Genomic DNA, 15,140 nt, shown 5'->3' on the forward strand with positions numbered 1-15,140 from the left:
CGTCTTAAATGTCGGCGGTAAGGCGCCCGTAAAGCTCAGGGCGGCGATCGCGGAAGAAGCCGAAGGCGGCGCGGTGGCGCTTCACGCGATCTAGGTCGAGCGTGGCGGTGATCACGCCTTCCTCGTCGCGGCCGAGCTCTGCCACGATGTCCCCGCGTTCATCGCAGATGAAGCTGGTGCCGTAGAAGGTCTGGTCATGCTCCGTGCCGATGCGGTTGGCGGCAACCACCGGGACGACGTTGGACACGGCGTGCCCGACCATGGCGCGGCGCCAAAGGCGGGCGGTGTCGAGCGAGGTGTCGTGGGGTTCGCTGCCGATGGCGGTGGGGTAGAACAGGACCTGGGCGCCCATCAGCATCATCGCGCGCGCGGTTTCCGGGTACCATTGATCCCAGCAGATGCCCACGCCGAGCTTTGCCGGGCCGTCCCACACCTTGAACCCGGTATTGCCGGGGCGGAAGTAGAACTTCTCTTCGTAACCGGGGCCGTCGGGAATGTGGCTCTTGCGGTAGACGCCCTGGACCTGGCCGTCAGGGCCGATCATCGCGAGGCTGTTGTAATGGTGCGGGCCGTCAGCCTCGAAAAAGCTGGCGGGAATCGAGACGTTTAGCTCCGATGCCAGAGACTGCATGGCAAGTACGGCCGGGTGCTCCGCCGTCGGCTTGGCGTTGGCGAACAGGCCCTCATCCTCGATGCGACAGAAATATTCGCCTTCGAAAAGCTCGGGCGGGAGGATCACCTGGGCGCCCTTCGCTGCGGCTTCGCGCACGAGGCGGGAGACGTTGGCGATGTTCGCATCCATGTCAGCGGAGAAGGCGAGCTGCAGCGCGGCGACGGTGATTTCGGTCATGCGCGGCCATGTAGGGGATGACACCGATGCTCGCCACCCTCCGTTGTAAACGCGGCCTCGCCATGGTGCGGCACGGCCTCAAGCGATGCACAGGTGGCCTGGCGGCGGCGCAAACCGGCCGCGCCGCCGATCAGCATGGCCACATGATCAAAAGATCGTGTAGCCGCCGTCGATCGTGAAGGTATCGCCGGTGTGAAAGCGCGAGGCGTCGGAGGCGAGATAGACGGCGATGCCGCCGAAATCCTCCGGCTCGCCCCAGCGGCGCATGGGGACGCGCGAGATAACCTTTTCGTTGAAGCGGTCGTTGCCCTGCGCGCGCGACGTCATGTCGGTGGCAATCCAGCCGGGGAGGATGGCGTTGGCGCGAATGCCGTAGCGGGCATATTCAACCGCGAGGCCACGCATCATCGGGAGCAGCGCGCCCTTGGTGGCGGCATAGGCCTGGTTGCGCGGCGCGCCATGCACGGCGGATGTGGAAGAGGTGGCGAGGAGCGAGCCGCCGAGATCGCCGGCCTTGCCGCGCGCGACCATGTGGCGGGCGGCGGCGCGCAGCGTCCAGAACACGCCATCGAGGTTCACGGCGAGGACGCGGCGCCACAGCTCCGTCGACATGGTGTCGAAGCTTTCCGCACCTTCGCCGATACCGGCATTGGCAGCGACAAAATCGAGCCGACCCAGCGTGTCCACCGCGCGGGCGACGCCGGCGTTCACCGCCTCTTCGTCTGCCACGTCGACCCGCTCGACGAGGATGCGGGTGCCGTGGGCGGACAGCCGCTCCTGCGCGGCGGCGTTCTTGGTGGGATTGTTGCCCCAGATCACGACGTCGCCGCCGGCCTGCGCCAAAGCGTCCGCCATGCCGATGCCGATCCCGCCGTTGCCGCCGGTGATCAGCGCCACCCGGCCGCTGAGGTCGAAGGGTGAATAGGCCATGATCCGCTCTCCTGTTGTGTTTTCGAGGGGAGCGTAGCCGCGGATCGGGGGCCTAGGCGAGTCTGATCCGGCGGGCGTGATCTGCCTGCATGGCGAGGGCCTTGATGTGATGGGGGCGAGGGCATCGTCTTTGAGGTGACGTGCGCTCGCGGGACCTGCGCGTATGGATCCCCGCCTTCGCGGGGATGACGGGGTTGGAGCGGCGCGCGCGCCCTTGGCAGGTTCGGCGCCTTCCCGCTGGCCCCCGGGGCTTTGCCGGGGGCCGAGGGGCTCAGCGGGCTGCGCCTGCCACGCTGCGACGGCGGCCGAAGCCGAAGTAGATCGCGAGGCCGACCACCTGGGCGAGCACGAAGTAGAGCTGGGTGGTGCTGGGCAGGCTGTAGAAGAGATAGGCGCAGCCGAAGATGGCAATGAAGCCGACCAGCGCGGCGGCGGGAACGCGGAACTTGCGCTCCGCTTCAGGCGCGCGGCGGCGCATGATCAGCATGCAGCCGGCGACGGCGCCGAATGCGACCAGCGTGCCGGCATTCGCCAGCGCGGCGAGCTCGTTCAGTGGGATGAGGCCGGCGAGCACCGCGACGATCGCCGCCGTGAACAGGGTGACGCGGGTGGGCGACCCGCGTTCGGACACGCGGGCGAGGCTGCGCGGGAGGAGGCCGTCGCGTGCCATGACGAAGAAGATCCGGCTTTGCCCGTAGAAGAAGGCGAGGATCACGGTCGGCAGCGCGATCACGGCGGAAACGGCGAGGTAGCGTGCCGCCCAGGGATGCTGAAGCTCACGCAGGATGAGCGCGAGCGGCTCCGGGCTGTTCGCAAAGGAGGTGTAGGACAAGGCGCCGATCGCGGCGGCGGCGACCGCCATGTAGATCAGGACGCACAGCACCATCGAGCCGACGATGCCGATCGACAAGTCACGCGCCGGGTTCTTGGTTTCCTCGGCCGCCGTGGCGATCGCATCGAAGCCGTAGAAGGCGAAGAAGATGATCGCGGCGGCAGCCATCACGCCGCGCTCGACGCCATCGGCCGTGACGGTTTTGCCGAAGCCGAAAGGCATGAACGGATCGAAGTTCGCGCTGTCAAAGGCGGGAAGCGTGACGGCGACGAACACCACCAGCGCCGCCAGCTTCACCAGCACCAGCACGGCATTGAGCGTCGCGCTTTCGCGGGTGCCCAGGATCAGGAGCCCGGCCACGACAAAGATGATCGCGACAGCGGGAATGTTGACGATGCCGCCAAGCTCCGGTCCCTGCATCAACGCCATGGGCACGCCCAGACCTTCGTGGAGCAGCGGCGCGGCATAGCCGGACCAGCCCACCGCAACGGCGCTCACCACCAGCGAGTATTCCAGGATGAGGCTCCAGCCGACCACCCAGGCAAACAGCTCCCCGATGACGACATAGGAATAGGTGTAGGCGCTGCCCGAGGCGGGGATCATGGTCGCCATTTCGGCATAAGCGAGCGCGGCACAGGCGCAGATCAGCCCGGCGATCACGAACGACAGCGTGACGCTGGGCCCCGCCTTGTCGGCGCCGACGCCGATCAGCGTCAGGATGCCCGTGCCGACGATCGCGCCGACGCCGAGCGCGATCAGGTGCGGCCACGACAGGCTCTTGGTCAGGCGGTGTTCCGCGCTGACCTCCAGATGCGAATCGACCGACTTTCGGGAATTCCAGCTCACGATTTTCTCCCCAGCCGCGCTGTGCCGTTCGGCGCGGCCTCCTCCCGTTGCATGATGCTGACGCGTGCGATTTTTCGCGACAGTGCGGTGCGGTGTAGCGCGGCGGCCGCGCACGGCAATGGTGACGGGGGCGTTGGCGAGGGCATGATGTCACTTTTGTGCGTGCCGTGGCGCAGGCGCTGCGCGCCGATCGAAATCGCCGTCCTGACATTTCGGCTGGCTGGACAGGCCGAAGCGAACCTGTGATCGAAGCGGCATGACCCCAAGGTTCCTTGACGTCGAACAGACGCCCGATCCCACCGTGTTTCGCCTTCACGTCACCGATCGCGTGTGCGTTGGTCCGCCGGGCAATGTCTTCATGTTCGGCGGCGTGGGGTTAGGCGCGGCCACGATCGCGGCGGAGCGCGCGACCGGGCGCAGCGTGATCTGGTCCACGGCGCAGTTCGTTTCCTATGCGCGGGTCGGCGACATGCTGGACCTGTCGGTGGAGGTGCTGTCGGGCGGGCGCAACATCAGCCAGGTCCGCGTGGTGGGCACCGACAAGGGCAAGCTGGTGATCTCGGTGAACGCGGCGCTGGGCGATCGCGAAGGGCTGCCATCGGCGCAATGGGTGACGCCGCCCGACATGCCGCCACCCGAGGAATGCAAGACGCGGCAGTTATGGCCGGTGCAGGATGCCAAGCTGATGGATCGGCTCGACGTGCGGCTGGCGCCGGGGCGCTATGGCGCGGTGCCGCTGGACGGCAATCCCTCGGCCGATGGCCGCATGGTGGTGTGGATCCGTACCAAGGAAGGCGCGCCCATCGATGCGAGCCTGCTGGCGATCTTTGCCGATTTCGTGCCCTCGGGCCTCGCCTCCGCTTTTGGGCGGCGTGGCGGGGGCAACAGTCTCGACAATACCTTGCGGATCGCACGCATCGTCCCGACCGAGTGGGTGCTGTGCGATGTGAAGATCAGCGCGGCGAGCCGGGGCTTTGGCCATGGCGCGATCCATATGTTCGCCGAGGATGGGACGATGATGGCGAGCGGGAGCCAGTCGGCGATCCTGCGCTTCATGGACCCGGCCTGATTTGTCCGCCTGAGTCCCCGGCGCCGCTCCGGCAGCGCGGTTCGCCCGCGCCGCCGGGGATCGGCCCTCAGCTGGGGTGCGCTTCGGCTTCGCCTTCGCCGCCGCCGGATGAGTTGCCGCCGGCCTCTTCGTCGGACTTTTCCGCGGCGTTCTGATATGCGGCGCTTTCGTCAGCGATGCCGGCATCCTGGCTGCGCTGGGCCGCTTCCTGGAAATCGCTGGGTTTGGGCTCTTCGGGCTTGTGGTCTGCCATGATGGTCTCCGTTGCTGATGACGTGTCAACGCACGGGCGGGCTGCTGGCTTCATGACACGGGCGGTCTCGTCGCGGCGACTTTTTGAGAATTGCGCGCGTTCCCGTTAGGGCGGCGCTTTCATCCCTCGTGCCGTGTTCAGGGCTTTTCTTCATGCTTCGACCTATCCTGGCTGTTTTCGAGCCCTTTGTTCTCGCGCTGCTCGGCACGGTGGTGCTCGCGTCCCTGCTGCCGGCGCGGGGGGCGGCGGTGCCGGTGTTCGATGCGCTCACCACGGCGGCGATCGTGCTGCTGTTCTTCCTCCATGGCGCGAAGCTTTCGCGCGAGGCGCTGTTGAGCGGGGCGCGTAACTGGCGGCTGCACCTGGCGGTGCTGGTTACATCCTTTGTGCTGTTTCCGCTGCTGGGCCTGGGCGTTTCCTCGCTGCCGATGCTGGACGGACCCATGGCGGCGGGGCTGTTGTTCCTGACGCTGCTGCCCTCGACGGTGCAATCGTCGATTGCCTTTACCGCCATCGCGCGCGGCAATGTCGCTGCGGCGGTGTGTAGCGCCTCCTTTTCTAATCTGCTGGGCATTGTCGCGACGCCGGCCCTGGTGGCGTTCGTCATGTCGCGGCCAGGGGCGTCGGCGAGCATTTCGATGGAATCGGTCGAGGGCATTGCGGTGCAGCTGCTGCTGCCGTTCCTGCTCGGCCATGCCTTGCGCCCGTGGCTGGGCGGCTTTGTGGCGCGGCACAAATCGCTGGTCTCCAGCGTCGATCGCGGGTCGATCCTGCTGGTCGTCTACACCGCGTTCAGCGCCGCTGTTGTCGAGGGGCTGTGGAGCCGTGTGTCGGGCGAGAGCCTGATGCTTTTGTTGGGCGCGTGCTGCGGGTTGCTGGCGGCGGTGCTGCTGCTGACCTTTGCGATGGGGTGCGTGCTGGGCTTCAGCCGGGAGGATTCGATCGTGCTGCTGTTCTGCGGATCGAAGAAGAGCCTAGCGACCGGCGTGCCGATCGCGGGGCTGCTGTTTCCGGCGGCGCAGGTCGGCGCGATCATCCTGCCGGTGATGGTGTTTCACCAGATCCAGCTGATCGCCTGCGCCGTGATCGCGCGGCTCTACGCCGAGCGGGCCGAGCGGGAGGAGGCCGCGCTGGCCTGACCCCCTGCGCGATCAGCGCATCGTGACGGTCCACCGATCGATTGAAAGGCTGCCCATGCCGCGCACCGGCTCCACGCCCATGGCGAGGCCAGACATCCATTCGTTGCCGGTGATCTTGCCCTTTTGCCGCAGCCATTCGAGCATCGGCAGCATGTCCAGCGTGCCGGCGCGCATATCGCCGGGCTTTTCCGGCCCAATCATGCAGAACTTTTCCGCCATGCGCACCATCCAGCGGCGCTTTTGAGCGTCAACAAAGACGCCGATCGGGGCGGCCTGGTCGAAATACGCGCGCGTGCTTTCGGGCATGTGGAAGAACCAGCCGATCTCGATCATCTTGGCGTTCACATCGGTGGTGTTGGCGCGCAGGTAGAATTCGGTGAGCACATTGCCGTCACCCAGCCGCGTGTCGATCGACCAGGCGAAGCTTTGGCGCAGCTCGCGCAGATCGCGCATGCGGATGGGCGCGACCGGCTGCTCGGGCTCGCCGCCGTCGTAATTGCCGTACATGACCGCGTTATAGCCCCAGACGCCGGGGCCGAAGCCGGCGCTGACCGGCGGCCAGCGCCAGTGAACCTTGGTGTTCGCGGGGAAGCGATCGAGGTCGATGACGATCGAATCGGCGTGCGGGGACCAGGGCTTCAGGACCGTCACCATCTCGCCGCCCCAGGGCTGGGCGAAGGCGAAGAAGCTGTCCTTGGTGAACGGCGTCTTGGCCGGCAGGACGATCTGGCCCGCCCCTGCCGACGGACGCGTAGCCCAGGCGAACAGGCCGAAGCCGGCCAGCGCCAATGCCGCCGCGGCAAGCAGGATCTTAACCAATTTCACCAGCAAATCCTGCCTGTTGCTTCAGATACCGAAGGCTCCGCTACAAGCTTGGCCGGTGCCGATCAATCGCCGCTCGCGGCCAATCCGGTGCGATCGCCTGGCGGCTTGGGCCGGGCGCCGCCCAGCAAACGGCGCGCGGCTCGAGTGGTGGGGACCTCCACCCAGTAATACGCGGCAAAGCCGAGCGCGATGGAGCCGGCGACGATCACGACGCCGAGCGGCAGTACCTGGTCCGGCGCGGCACTGATCGGGATCAGCAACGCCAATAGCAGCGGATGCGTGAGGTACAGGCTGTAGCTGGTATCCCCCAGCAGCCCGAGCGCGCCCAGCCGGCGCTGGCCGACGTGGCGTTCCAGGATCACGCCGCCCAGCACGATCAGCACCGCAGGCGGGGCAAAAAAGGCGACGCGCGGCAGCGGCGGATTGAGCAGCGCGAGCGCGGCAAAGGCAATGGCGATCGCGGCGACACCGAGCAACGCCGGTGCCTGCATGATGCGCGCGCGATAGTGGCCGATCACCATGCCGGCGACGAATTCGAGCGGGATCGGGCTCGTCATCCGGGTGAGAAACGCGCTGTCGGCGGGCACGATCGGGCGGAGCGCCGTGATGGCGACGAACAGCACGCCCATCAGCGCGATCCGCATCGTGACGGGCAAGCGGATCAGCGCCGCGAAGACGAGATAGAAATAGATTTCGTAGTTCAGCGTCCATCCGGGCCCGAGGATCGGGCTGGTATCCTGCGCGCGCTCGTTAAAGTAGAAGATGAACAGGAACGACAAGGCGACTTCGCGCAGGCTCGGCAGCGTCTGTCCGCGGAACGCGAGGATGGCGATCATCGCGAGGGTGGCGACCCAGTAGATCGGCACGACGCGCGCGATGCGAGAGGCCAGGAAGCGGCGGGCGGTGACTGGGCGTTGGGCGGTGGACGCGACCATCACGAAGCCGCTGACGACAAAGAAGATGTCGACGCCCGATGCCAGCCAGTGCGGGCGGCTGCCTTCGGTGATGAGGTTCAGATCATAGCCGGCGTGGTACAGCAGCACCATGACGGAGGCGATGCCGCGCAGATATTGGATCGAGAGGAACACGCCGTCGTGATGCCCGGGCACAAACGGCGCGCGATCCGCGGCGCTCCGTCCGGTGAGAGTTGTCATGGAGGGCCTTTCGCGTGCTTGACCGCAGCTTGTAACCGATCAGGCCCGGGTGCCAAGGCGGGCGCTTGATTGGAAGTGGGCAGCACGCCAGTTGTGCGGCATCGGATAGCTCGCAAGATAATGGAGGCGATGATCGTGGCGGTGAACGACCTGTTTGAACCACTGACGCTGAAGCGCGGCCCGGCGATGAAGAACCGCTTCATGCTGGCGCCGCTGACGAACCAGCAGAGCCACGCCGACGGCCGGCTATCGGAAGAAGAGCATCACTGGCTGACGCTGCGCGCCAAGGGCGGGTTCGGGCTGACGATGACCGCGGCGGCGCATGTTCAGGCAGGCGGGCAGGGCTTCGAAGGCCAGCTTGGCGTCTTTGACGACCGGCATCTCGAAGGGCTGACGCGGCTGGCCTCGGCCATCCGCGCGGCGGGCTCGGTGTCCTCGGTGCAGCTGCATCATGCCGGCAACCGTTCGCCCAAGGAGCTGGTCGGCACGCCGGTTTGCCCGTCGGACGATCCTGACACGGGCGCGCGCGGGCTGACGCTGGGCGAGGTGGAGCAATTGCGCGACGATTTCATCGCCGCCGCCAAGCGATCCGAGGCGGCAGGCTTCGACGGCGTGGAGATCCACGGGGCGCATGGATATATCCTGGCGCAATTCCTCTCGTCCGAGATCAACAAGCGCGACGACCGTTATGGCGGCAGCCTGGAGAACCGCTCGCGCCTGATCTTCGAGATCATCGACGGGATTCGTGCGACCTGCGGCAGCGACTTCCAGGTCGGCCTGCGGCTGTCTCCGGAGCGTTTCGGCCTGAAGCTGGCCGAGATCCGCGATCTGGCGGCCGAGCTGCTGCGCAAGGAAGACCTCGACTATCTCGACATGTCGCTGTGGGATGTGGCCAAGGAGCCGGTCGAGGAGGAGCATCGCGGCCGTTCGCTGATGAGCTTCTTCACCGAGCTGCCGCGTGGCGCCGTTCGGCTTGGGGCCGCGGGCAAGGTGATGACGGCGCAGGAGGCCGCCGGCGTGCTGGAAGCAGGATGCGATTTCGTGGTGATCGGCCGCGGCGCGATCCTGCGGCATGACTTCCCCGAGCGCGTGCGACAGGACGCAGGCTATGTCTCGCCCGCGCTTCCGGTGACGGCGCAGCACCTGCTGGACGAGGGGCTAAGCCCGCAATTCGTGAATTACATGCGCAACTGGAAGGGCTTCGTCGCGGAGGAAGTCGCGGCCTGAACCAATGTGGCCGGCGCCCGCCCTTGCGCGGCGCCGGCCTATTGCTGCTGAAAGCGTTCGTTGATGCTTTTGGCCGCGGCGCGAAGCTCGGGCACGAGCTGTTCGCGCATGTCTTGAACCGGAAAGCGCATGGACGGGCAGCAGGCGTTCAGGGCGGCGATGACCTGGCCGCCCGCGTCGTAGATCGGCACGGACAAGGAGCGGACGCCCTCCTCAAGCTCCTCATCGACCAGTGAATAACCCAGCTCGCGCGTTTCGGCGATGATGGCGCGAAGCTGCGCCACCGAGCGCACCGTGTTGGACGTGTGCTTTTCCAGTTTGAGGCGGCTGAAGTAGCGCTCCAGCGTTTCGTCGCTCTCGCCCGCGAGCAACACGCGACCGGTGGAGACGGCATAGGCCGGCAGCCGGTTGCCGATGTTGATGCTGACCGAGATCACCCGATCGGGGGTGGAGCGCGCCAGGTAGGTTACTTCGTCGCCGGTCAGGACCGCAGTGTAGATCGACTCCTGCGTCTTTTGCGACAAGGCGTTCATCACCGGCTGAACGATGTCGAGGATGCCCACGGAAGATAGCGCGGAATAGCCGAGCTGCAGCACCTTGGGGCGCAGCGAGAAGTGGCGGTCGCGCTTTTCGGCATAGCCTTCGCGCACGAGCGTCAGGAGCAGGCGCCGGGTGGTGGCGCGCGACATGCCGGTGACTTTCGCCACGTCGCTGAGCGTCATTGCGGGTGTGTCGCGCGTGAAGGCGCAGATCACCTCCAGCCCGCGCGCCAAGGAGGCGACGTAATCGCGATCACCGTCGTCAGTTTCGCCTGCGATCAGACCGGCGTCTTCATCTGCACTCTGGTCGATCGCACTAGCTGACATGGGGGTACATCCTCCGGTTATGGATCATATGGCTAACGCGCCGGGGCGGTAACGGAAACAAGCCTTGGCCTTTGTTGGCTAAACCAAGGCTGCCAACGCGCAAGCACAGCTTTCCTCCGCAACAAACTTTGTGCGCTATCGCAACACCCGTTCGCTATGCGATCAAAAATGCGTTGACAAGAACTCACATGCAGGCAAATTCACGTTGCGGCGGAGCGGGGAGCGAGCCGACACAAGGGGATACGACATGCGAAAGACATTCGCGGTCGGCGCTGCTGTTGCGGCGCTGACGCTGGGGACGCATGCGCTGCGTGCAGAGGATTTTCGGGTCGAACTGACGGCGCCGGGTGCGAAGGAAGCGCCCTATGAAGGGCGCGTGCTGCTGGTGCTGGCGGCGGACGACAAGAGCGAGCCGCGCTTCCAGGTGGATGCCAGCCATGACGCGGCGCAGGTGTTCGGCATCGAGGTCGAGGGCTTCCGCAACGGTCAGGCCAAGGTGATCGGCAAGGACGTGCTGGGCTATCCCGGCCGCAGCCTTTCCGACGTGCCGGCGGGTACGTACACCGTGCAGGCCGTCCTGCATAAGTACGACACGTTCAAGCTGGGCAATGGCAAGGTGGTGAAGCTGCCCGCCGCGCGCGGCGCGGGGCAGAACTGGCGCAAGGAGCCAGGCAACATCATCAGCAAGCCGATGAAGGTGAACTTCGATCCGAAGCGCCCCGGCGAGATCAAGATCGCGCTGACCGAGGTGATCGGCCCGGTCGAGGAGCCGAAGGACACCGAATTCGTCCGGCACTTCAAGTTCAAGTCCGAGCGGCTGTCCAAATTCTGGGGCCGCGACGTCTATATGCGCGGCCACGTGCTGGTCCCGAAGGATTTCGACAAGCATCCCGAGGCGAAGTATCCGCTGGCGATCTTCCACGGGCACTTCCCCGAGGATTTCGGCGGTTTCCGCACCACGCCGCCCGATGCGAACATCAAGTGCGAGCCGAACAAGCGCTTTATCAACGAGACCTGCTATGCCCGGACCGAGCAGCAGGAAGCGTATGACTTCTACCAGAAGTGGGTCTCGCCCGACTTCCCGCGGATGCTGATCGTCGAGATCGATCATTCCAACCCGTATTACGACGACAGTTATGCGGTGAATTCGGCCAACATCGGGCCGTATGGCGATGCCATCACCTATGACTTCATCCCCGCGCTGGAGAAGAAATTCCGCGGGCTGGGCCAGGGCTGGGCGCGGTTCCTCTACGGCGGGTCGACCGGCGGCTGGGAAGCGCTGGCGGCGCAGGTCTTCTATCCCGACGAATATAACGGCGCCTTCGCGGCGTGCCCGGACCCGATCGATTTCCGCCAGACGATGGTCACGGATATCTACAAGGACAAGAACGCATACTTCTGGACCGGCCCGTTCGGGAAGGTCGCGAAGCCGGGCAAGCGCGATTACCTCGGCCATCTGTCGCACACGATCGAGGACGAGAACCGGCTGGAGCTGGTGCTGGGCGACAAGACTCGTTCGGGCGGCCAGTGGGACGTGTGGGAAGCGGTGTATTCGCCGATGGGCGAGGACGGTTATCCCAAGCGGATCTGGAACAAGGCGACCGGCGAGATCGATTCCAGCGTCGCGGCGTACTGGCGCGACAATTACGACATGCGCCACATCCTGGAGCGTGACTGGCAGAAGCTGGCGCCCAAGCTGCAGGGCAAGATCCACATCTATGTCGGCGACATGGACAACTTCTACCTGAACAATGCCGTCTATCTGATGGAGGACTTCCTGAAGAAGGCGCAGCCGGCTTATGGGGGCGAGATCCTTTATGGGGACCGTGACGAGCATTGCTGGAACGGTGACAAGACCCAGCCCAACTCGGTCGGGCGGCTGCGGTACAATTGGATGTACGTGCCCAAGATCCTGAAGCGGATCGAGGCGGCGGCACCCAAGGGCGCCGATCTCACCAGCTGGCGATACAAATAAGCACGAAAACATGCTCGCCGCGCCGGCAGGGGAAGCCGGCGACGTGCGACATCCACGACGAAAATCAGGGAGTTTTCATCATGACTAACAGGTCACACTTACGTCGTTTTCTGCTCTGCTCGGCGGTCATGCTGGGCGGCGCGGCGATGCCGGCGATGGCGCAGGAAAGCCCCGCGGATGCCACGGCGGCAAGCGGCGACGCCGATATCGTCATCACCGGTTCGCGCATCCGTTCGCCCAACCTTGAGAGCGTCAGCCCCGTCACCACCGTAGCGGCGGAAGAGTTCGCCATTCGCGGCACGGTGCGCACCGAAGATCTCGTCAACCAGCTGCCGCAGGTGTTCGCGGCGCAGGGCGCGGCCAATTCGAACGAGGCGACCGGCACGGCGCAGGTCGACCTTCGCGGCCTCAGCCCGTCGCGTACCCTGGTGCTGATCAACGGCCGCCGCCTGCCTTATGGCTCGCCCAAGAACATCCCGTCGGATCTTAACCAGGTGCCGACCCCGCTGATCCAGTCGGTGGAAGTGCTGACCGGCGGCGCATCGGCGGTGTATGGCTCCGACGCGATCGCGGGCGTCGTGAACTTCAAGCTGATGGAGAATTTCAGCGGCGTTCGCTTCACCGGCAGCATCGGCGGCTTCCAGCACACCAACGATCGCGACGAGCTGCGCGACCTGCTCGATCGCAACAATGCCGCGGTGCCGGGCGCTTACCTCAAGCCCGACAAGAATGTGTGGAACGGCTTCACCACCGAAGTCTCCGCGGTGTTCGGCGGCAACATCGACGAGGGTCGCGGCAACGTCACGGGCTATGCCACGTACCGCAAGGTCAATGCGATCCTGCAAAAGGATTATGACTATAGCGCCTGCGCACTGGGCGCGACCGGGCAGGGCGGCAGCCAGTTCTCGTGCAGTGGCTCGGCGACCAACGATCCCGCCAATTTCACCAATGCCGGGCGCATCCCCGGCCTGCCGACATCGTTCCGCGCGACGCGCGACGGGCAGTTCGTGCCGGGCTCGCTGACTTACAATTTTGCGCCGTACAATTATTATCAGCGGCCCGACGAGCGCTACACGCTCGGCGCCAATGCGCATTACGAGGTGAACGAGAACTTCACCCCGTATTTCGAAGTCGGCTTCATGGAAGACCGCTCGGTCGCGCAGATCGCGCCGGGCACCAACAGCGCCGGCATCACCGTGGGTGCCGGCAGCATCAGCGGCATCAACTGTGACAATCCGTTCCTCAGCGCACAGCAGGCGAGCTATCTGTGCACCAGCCGCGGGCTGTCGACCGGCAGCATCTATGACGCGGCGGGCAATTATGCCGGCCCGCAGTCGGTCGCGACCGGCGTGCTGGTCGCGCGCCGCAACGTCGAGGGCGGCAACCGCCAGGACGACATCCAGCACCAGAGCTACCGCATCGTGGTGGGCGCGCGCGGCGATATCGGCGGGCCGTTCAAATATGACGTCTATGGCCTGTATTCGAAGGTGAACTATCGCAGCCGCTTCGCGGGAGATGCGAACCGCCAGCGTACCGCCAACGCCTTCAACGCGGTGCGCAATTCGGCCGGGCAGATCGTCTGCGCGATCAATGCCGACGCCAATCCCAACAACAACGATCCGCGCTGCTCGCCGCTGAATTACTTCAGCGGCGCGGCCAGCCAGGATTCGGTGGATTATGTCGCGGAAGTGAAGTCGATCACCGGCGACACCAACCTCGTCAACATCGTCGCGGCGGTCGACGGCAACCTTGGTGAATGGGGCTTCACCTCGCCGTTCGCCAATACCGGCGTCGCGGTCGCCTTCGGTTACGAATATCGCAAGAACGCGGTCGATTATCAGCCGGACGAAATCTACCAGGCCGCGGCCAGCCCCGAACTGCCGATCAGCGGCTCGGTTGCGGTGAAGGAATTGTTCGGCGAGCTGATCGTCCCGATCGTCGAGGACAAGCCGTTCTTCCAGAGCCTGTCGTTCGAAGGCGCGTATCGCTATTCGGATTATGACAGCGGCTTCAAGACCGACACGTACAAGCTGGGCCTGAACTGGTCCCCGGTGCGCGACTTCCGCTTCCGCGGTTCGTACCAGCGCGCGGTTCGTGCGCCCAACGTCATCGAGCTGTTCTCCAGCCAGCAGTTGTTCGAAGTCGAGCTGACCGAGAACGCCAATGGCTCGTACGATCCGTGCTCGGGCGCGAACCCGATCGCGACCTTTGCCCAGTGCGCGCGCACCGGCGTGACCGCGGGGCAATATGGCAACATCGTCGACAACCCCGCCGGCCAGTTCAACTCGCTGATCGGTGGCAACCCGGATTTGGATCCGGAAACCGCCAAGACGCTGTCGCTCGGCGCCGTGTTCGAGCCGCGCTTCGTGCCGGGCCTCACCATCTCGGTCGATTACTTCGACATCAAGGTCGAGAACCTGGTCGGCAGCGTCAATCCGAACCTGTCGATCGCCAACTGCCTGGCGAGCGGCGACCCGTATTTCTGCAGCCTGATCCAGCGCAGCCCGGAGAGCGGATCGCTCTGGCAGGGCGAGAACGGCTTCTTCCGCCGCTTCAACGTCAACACGGGCTCGCTGCAGACCAAGGGCGTCGACGTGGTGGTCGATTACCGCATGAACCTGGACGATCTGGGCATCAACGCAGGCCGGCTGAACTTCAACCTGGTGGGCACGTATCTCGACTCCTACAAGACGGTGCCGCTGCCCAATTCGCCGCAGGCCGACGTTTACGAGTGCAAGGGGCTGTATGCGGGCCTGTGCGGTCGGCCGCGTCCGAAATGGCGCCACAAGTTCATGACCACCTGGTCGCCTGCGGACCGGTTCAGCCTGACGGGCACGTGGCGCTACGTCTCGTCGGTGCAGATCGCGCAGACGAGCAGCCAGGCGGCGCTGACCGGCAGCTTCTCGCAAGTGAACCGGGAATTGGGCGCGCGCAATTACTTCGATCTCGCGGCGGCGTTCACGGTGCGCAAGGACCTGACCTTCCGCGCGGGCGTCAACAACCTGTTCGACAAGGATCCGCCGCTCACCACCACCGCAGCGATCGAAGATGGCGGCAACGGCAACACCTATCCGCAATTCTATGATGCGGCGGGCCGTTATTTCTTCCTGAGCGCCTCGGTCGGTTTCTAAGGATCGTGACGCTTGAACCGGGGGCGTGCGCTGGTACGCCTCC

12 protein-coding genes are annotated in these 15,140 nt (G+C 65.4%); 5 read left to right on the forward strand and 7 right to left on the reverse strand.

Features of this window, described 5'->3' with window-relative positions; all coding sequences use genetic code 11:
• Positions 1-4: 4 nt before the first annotated feature.
• The 3 genes from aguB to SPMU_RS03395 all read right to left on the reverse strand — a co-directional run bounded on the left by aguB (position 5) and on the right by SPMU_RS03395 (position 3,458).
• The gene (gene aguB, locus SPMU_RS03385; protein WP_088331940.1) at positions 5-850 is read right to left on the reverse strand and encodes an N-carbamoylputrescine amidase; all 846 of its coding nucleotides are present in this window, start codon (positions 848-850) and stop codon (positions 5-7) included.
• Positions 851-997: 147 nt separating this feature from the next.
• Positions 998-1,780, reverse strand: a complete 783-nt coding sequence (locus SPMU_RS03390; RefSeq protein ID WP_088331942.1) for an SDR family NAD(P)-dependent oxidoreductase — start codon at positions 1,778-1,780, stop codon at positions 998-1,000.
• Between the two features lie 271 nt (positions 1,781-2,051).
• On the reverse strand, positions 2,052-3,458 hold the full coding sequence (locus SPMU_RS03395; protein ID WP_211275700.1) for an amino acid permease: 1,407 nt from the start codon (positions 3,456-3,458) through the stop codon (positions 2,052-2,054).
• Positions 3,459-3,714: 256 nt separating this feature from the next.
• Here SPMU_RS03395 and SPMU_RS03400 point away from each other — a divergent pair, with 256 nt between their 5' ends.
• A complete protein-coding gene (locus SPMU_RS03400; protein WP_088331944.1) occupies positions 3,715-4,527 on the forward strand; it encodes an acyl-CoA thioesterase in 813 nt (270 codons plus the stop codon).
• Positions 4,528-4,594: 67 nt separating this feature from the next.
• On the opposite strand, the gene SPMU_RS03405 is transcribed toward SPMU_RS03400, so the two are convergent.
• Positions 4,595-4,780 carry a hypothetical protein gene (locus SPMU_RS03405; RefSeq protein ID WP_088331946.1) on the reverse strand — a complete coding sequence of 62 codons (186 nt, stop codon included), beginning with the start codon at positions 4,778-4,780 and terminating at the stop codon, positions 4,595-4,597.
• A 152-nt stretch (positions 4,781-4,932) separates the two neighbouring features.
• On the opposite strand from SPMU_RS03405, the gene SPMU_RS03410 reads away from it, so the two are divergent.
• Positions 4,933-5,919 carry a bile acid:sodium symporter family protein gene (locus SPMU_RS03410; RefSeq protein WP_088331948.1) on the forward strand — a complete coding sequence of 329 codons (987 nt, stop codon included), beginning with the start codon at positions 4,933-4,935 and terminating at the stop codon, positions 5,917-5,919.
• 12 nt (positions 5,920-5,931) lie between these two features.
• Here SPMU_RS03410 and SPMU_RS03415 read toward each other — a convergent pair whose 3' ends face one another.
• Together SPMU_RS03415 and SPMU_RS03420 are read right to left on the reverse strand one after the other, a co-directional pair.
• Positions 5,932-6,744, reverse strand: coding sequence for a hypothetical protein (locus SPMU_RS03415; RefSeq protein WP_140418398.1), 813 nt, complete (start codon positions 6,742-6,744; stop codon positions 5,932-5,934).
• Positions 6,745-6,806: 62 nt separating this feature from the next.
• On the reverse strand, positions 6,807-7,898 hold the full coding sequence (locus SPMU_RS03420) for an acyltransferase family protein (protein ID WP_088331952.1): 1,092 nt from the start codon (positions 7,896-7,898) through the stop codon (positions 6,807-6,809).
• A 120-nt stretch (positions 7,899-8,018) separates the two neighbouring features.
• Here SPMU_RS03420 and SPMU_RS03425 point away from each other — a divergent pair, with 120 nt between their 5' ends.
• Positions 8,019-9,125 carry an NADH:flavin oxidoreductase gene (locus SPMU_RS03425; protein WP_245832706.1) on the forward strand — a complete coding sequence of 369 codons (1,107 nt, stop codon included), beginning with the start codon at positions 8,019-8,021 and terminating at the stop codon, positions 9,123-9,125.
• A gap of 38 nt (positions 9,126-9,163) precedes the next feature.
• Here SPMU_RS03425 and SPMU_RS03430 read toward each other — a convergent pair whose 3' ends face one another.
• Entirely contained in the window at positions 9,164-9,991 is an 828-nt protein-coding gene (locus SPMU_RS03430) for an IclR family transcriptional regulator domain-containing protein (RefSeq protein ID WP_088331954.1), read from the reverse strand.
• Between the two features lie 247 nt (positions 9,992-10,238).
• On the opposite strand from SPMU_RS03430, the gene SPMU_RS03435 reads away from it, so the two are divergent.
• Together SPMU_RS03435 and SPMU_RS03440 are read left to right on the forward strand one after the other, a co-directional pair.
• Entirely contained in the window at positions 10,239-11,966 is a 1,728-nt protein-coding gene (locus SPMU_RS03435; RefSeq protein ID WP_088331956.1) for an alpha/beta hydrolase, read from the forward strand.
• A gap of 80 nt (positions 11,967-12,046) precedes the next feature.
• The gene (locus SPMU_RS03440; protein ID WP_088331958.1) at positions 12,047-15,097 is read left to right on the forward strand and encodes a TonB-dependent receptor domain-containing protein; all 3,051 of its coding nucleotides are present in this window, start codon (positions 12,047-12,049) and stop codon (positions 15,095-15,097) included.
• Positions 15,098-15,140 lie beyond the last annotated feature (43 nt).

Origin of the sequence: Sphingomonas mucosissima (assembly GCF_002197665.1) — a bacterium.
Classification (GTDB): Bacteria; Pseudomonadota; Alphaproteobacteria; order Sphingomonadales; family Sphingomonadaceae; genus Sphingomonas; species Sphingomonas mucosissima.

What these genes read in the sequence shown, in the direction of transcription:
- aguB (WP_088331940.1), bottom strand. Translation starts at nt 850, where the DNA reads ATGACCGAAATCACCGTCGCCGCGCTGCAGCTCGCCTTCTCCGCTGAC.
- SPMU_RS03390 (WP_088331942.1), bottom strand. Translation starts at nt 1,780, where the DNA reads ATGGCCTATTCACCCTTCGACCTCAGCGGCCGGGTGGCGCTGATCACC.
- SPMU_RS03400 (WP_088331944.1), top strand. Translation starts at nt 3,715, where the DNA reads ATGACCCCAAGGTTCCTTGACGTCGAACAGACGCCCGATCCCACCGTG.
- SPMU_RS03405 (WP_088331946.1), bottom strand. Translation starts at nt 4,780, where the DNA reads ATGGCAGACCACAAGCCCGAAGAGCCCAAACCCAGCGATTTCCAGGAA.
- SPMU_RS03410 (WP_088331948.1), top strand. Translation starts at nt 4,933, where the DNA reads ATGCTTCGACCTATCCTGGCTGTTTTCGAGCCCTTTGTTCTCGCGCTG.
- SPMU_RS03420 (WP_088331952.1), bottom strand. Translation starts at nt 7,898, where the DNA reads ATGACAACTCTCACCGGACGGAGCGCCGCGGATCGCGCGCCGTTTGTG.
- SPMU_RS03425 (WP_245832706.1), top strand. Translation starts at nt 8,019, where the DNA reads ATGGAGGCGATGATCGTGGCGGTGAACGACCTGTTTGAACCACTGACG.
- SPMU_RS03430 (WP_088331954.1), bottom strand. Translation starts at nt 9,991, where the DNA reads ATGTCAGCTAGTGCGATCGACCAGAGTGCAGATGAAGACGCCGGTCTG.
- SPMU_RS03435 (WP_088331956.1), top strand. Translation starts at nt 10,239, where the DNA reads ATGCGAAAGACATTCGCGGTCGGCGCTGCTGTTGCGGCGCTGACGCTG.
- SPMU_RS03440 (WP_088331958.1), top strand. Translation starts at nt 12,047, where the DNA reads ATGACTAACAGGTCACACTTACGTCGTTTTCTGCTCTGCTCGGCGGTC.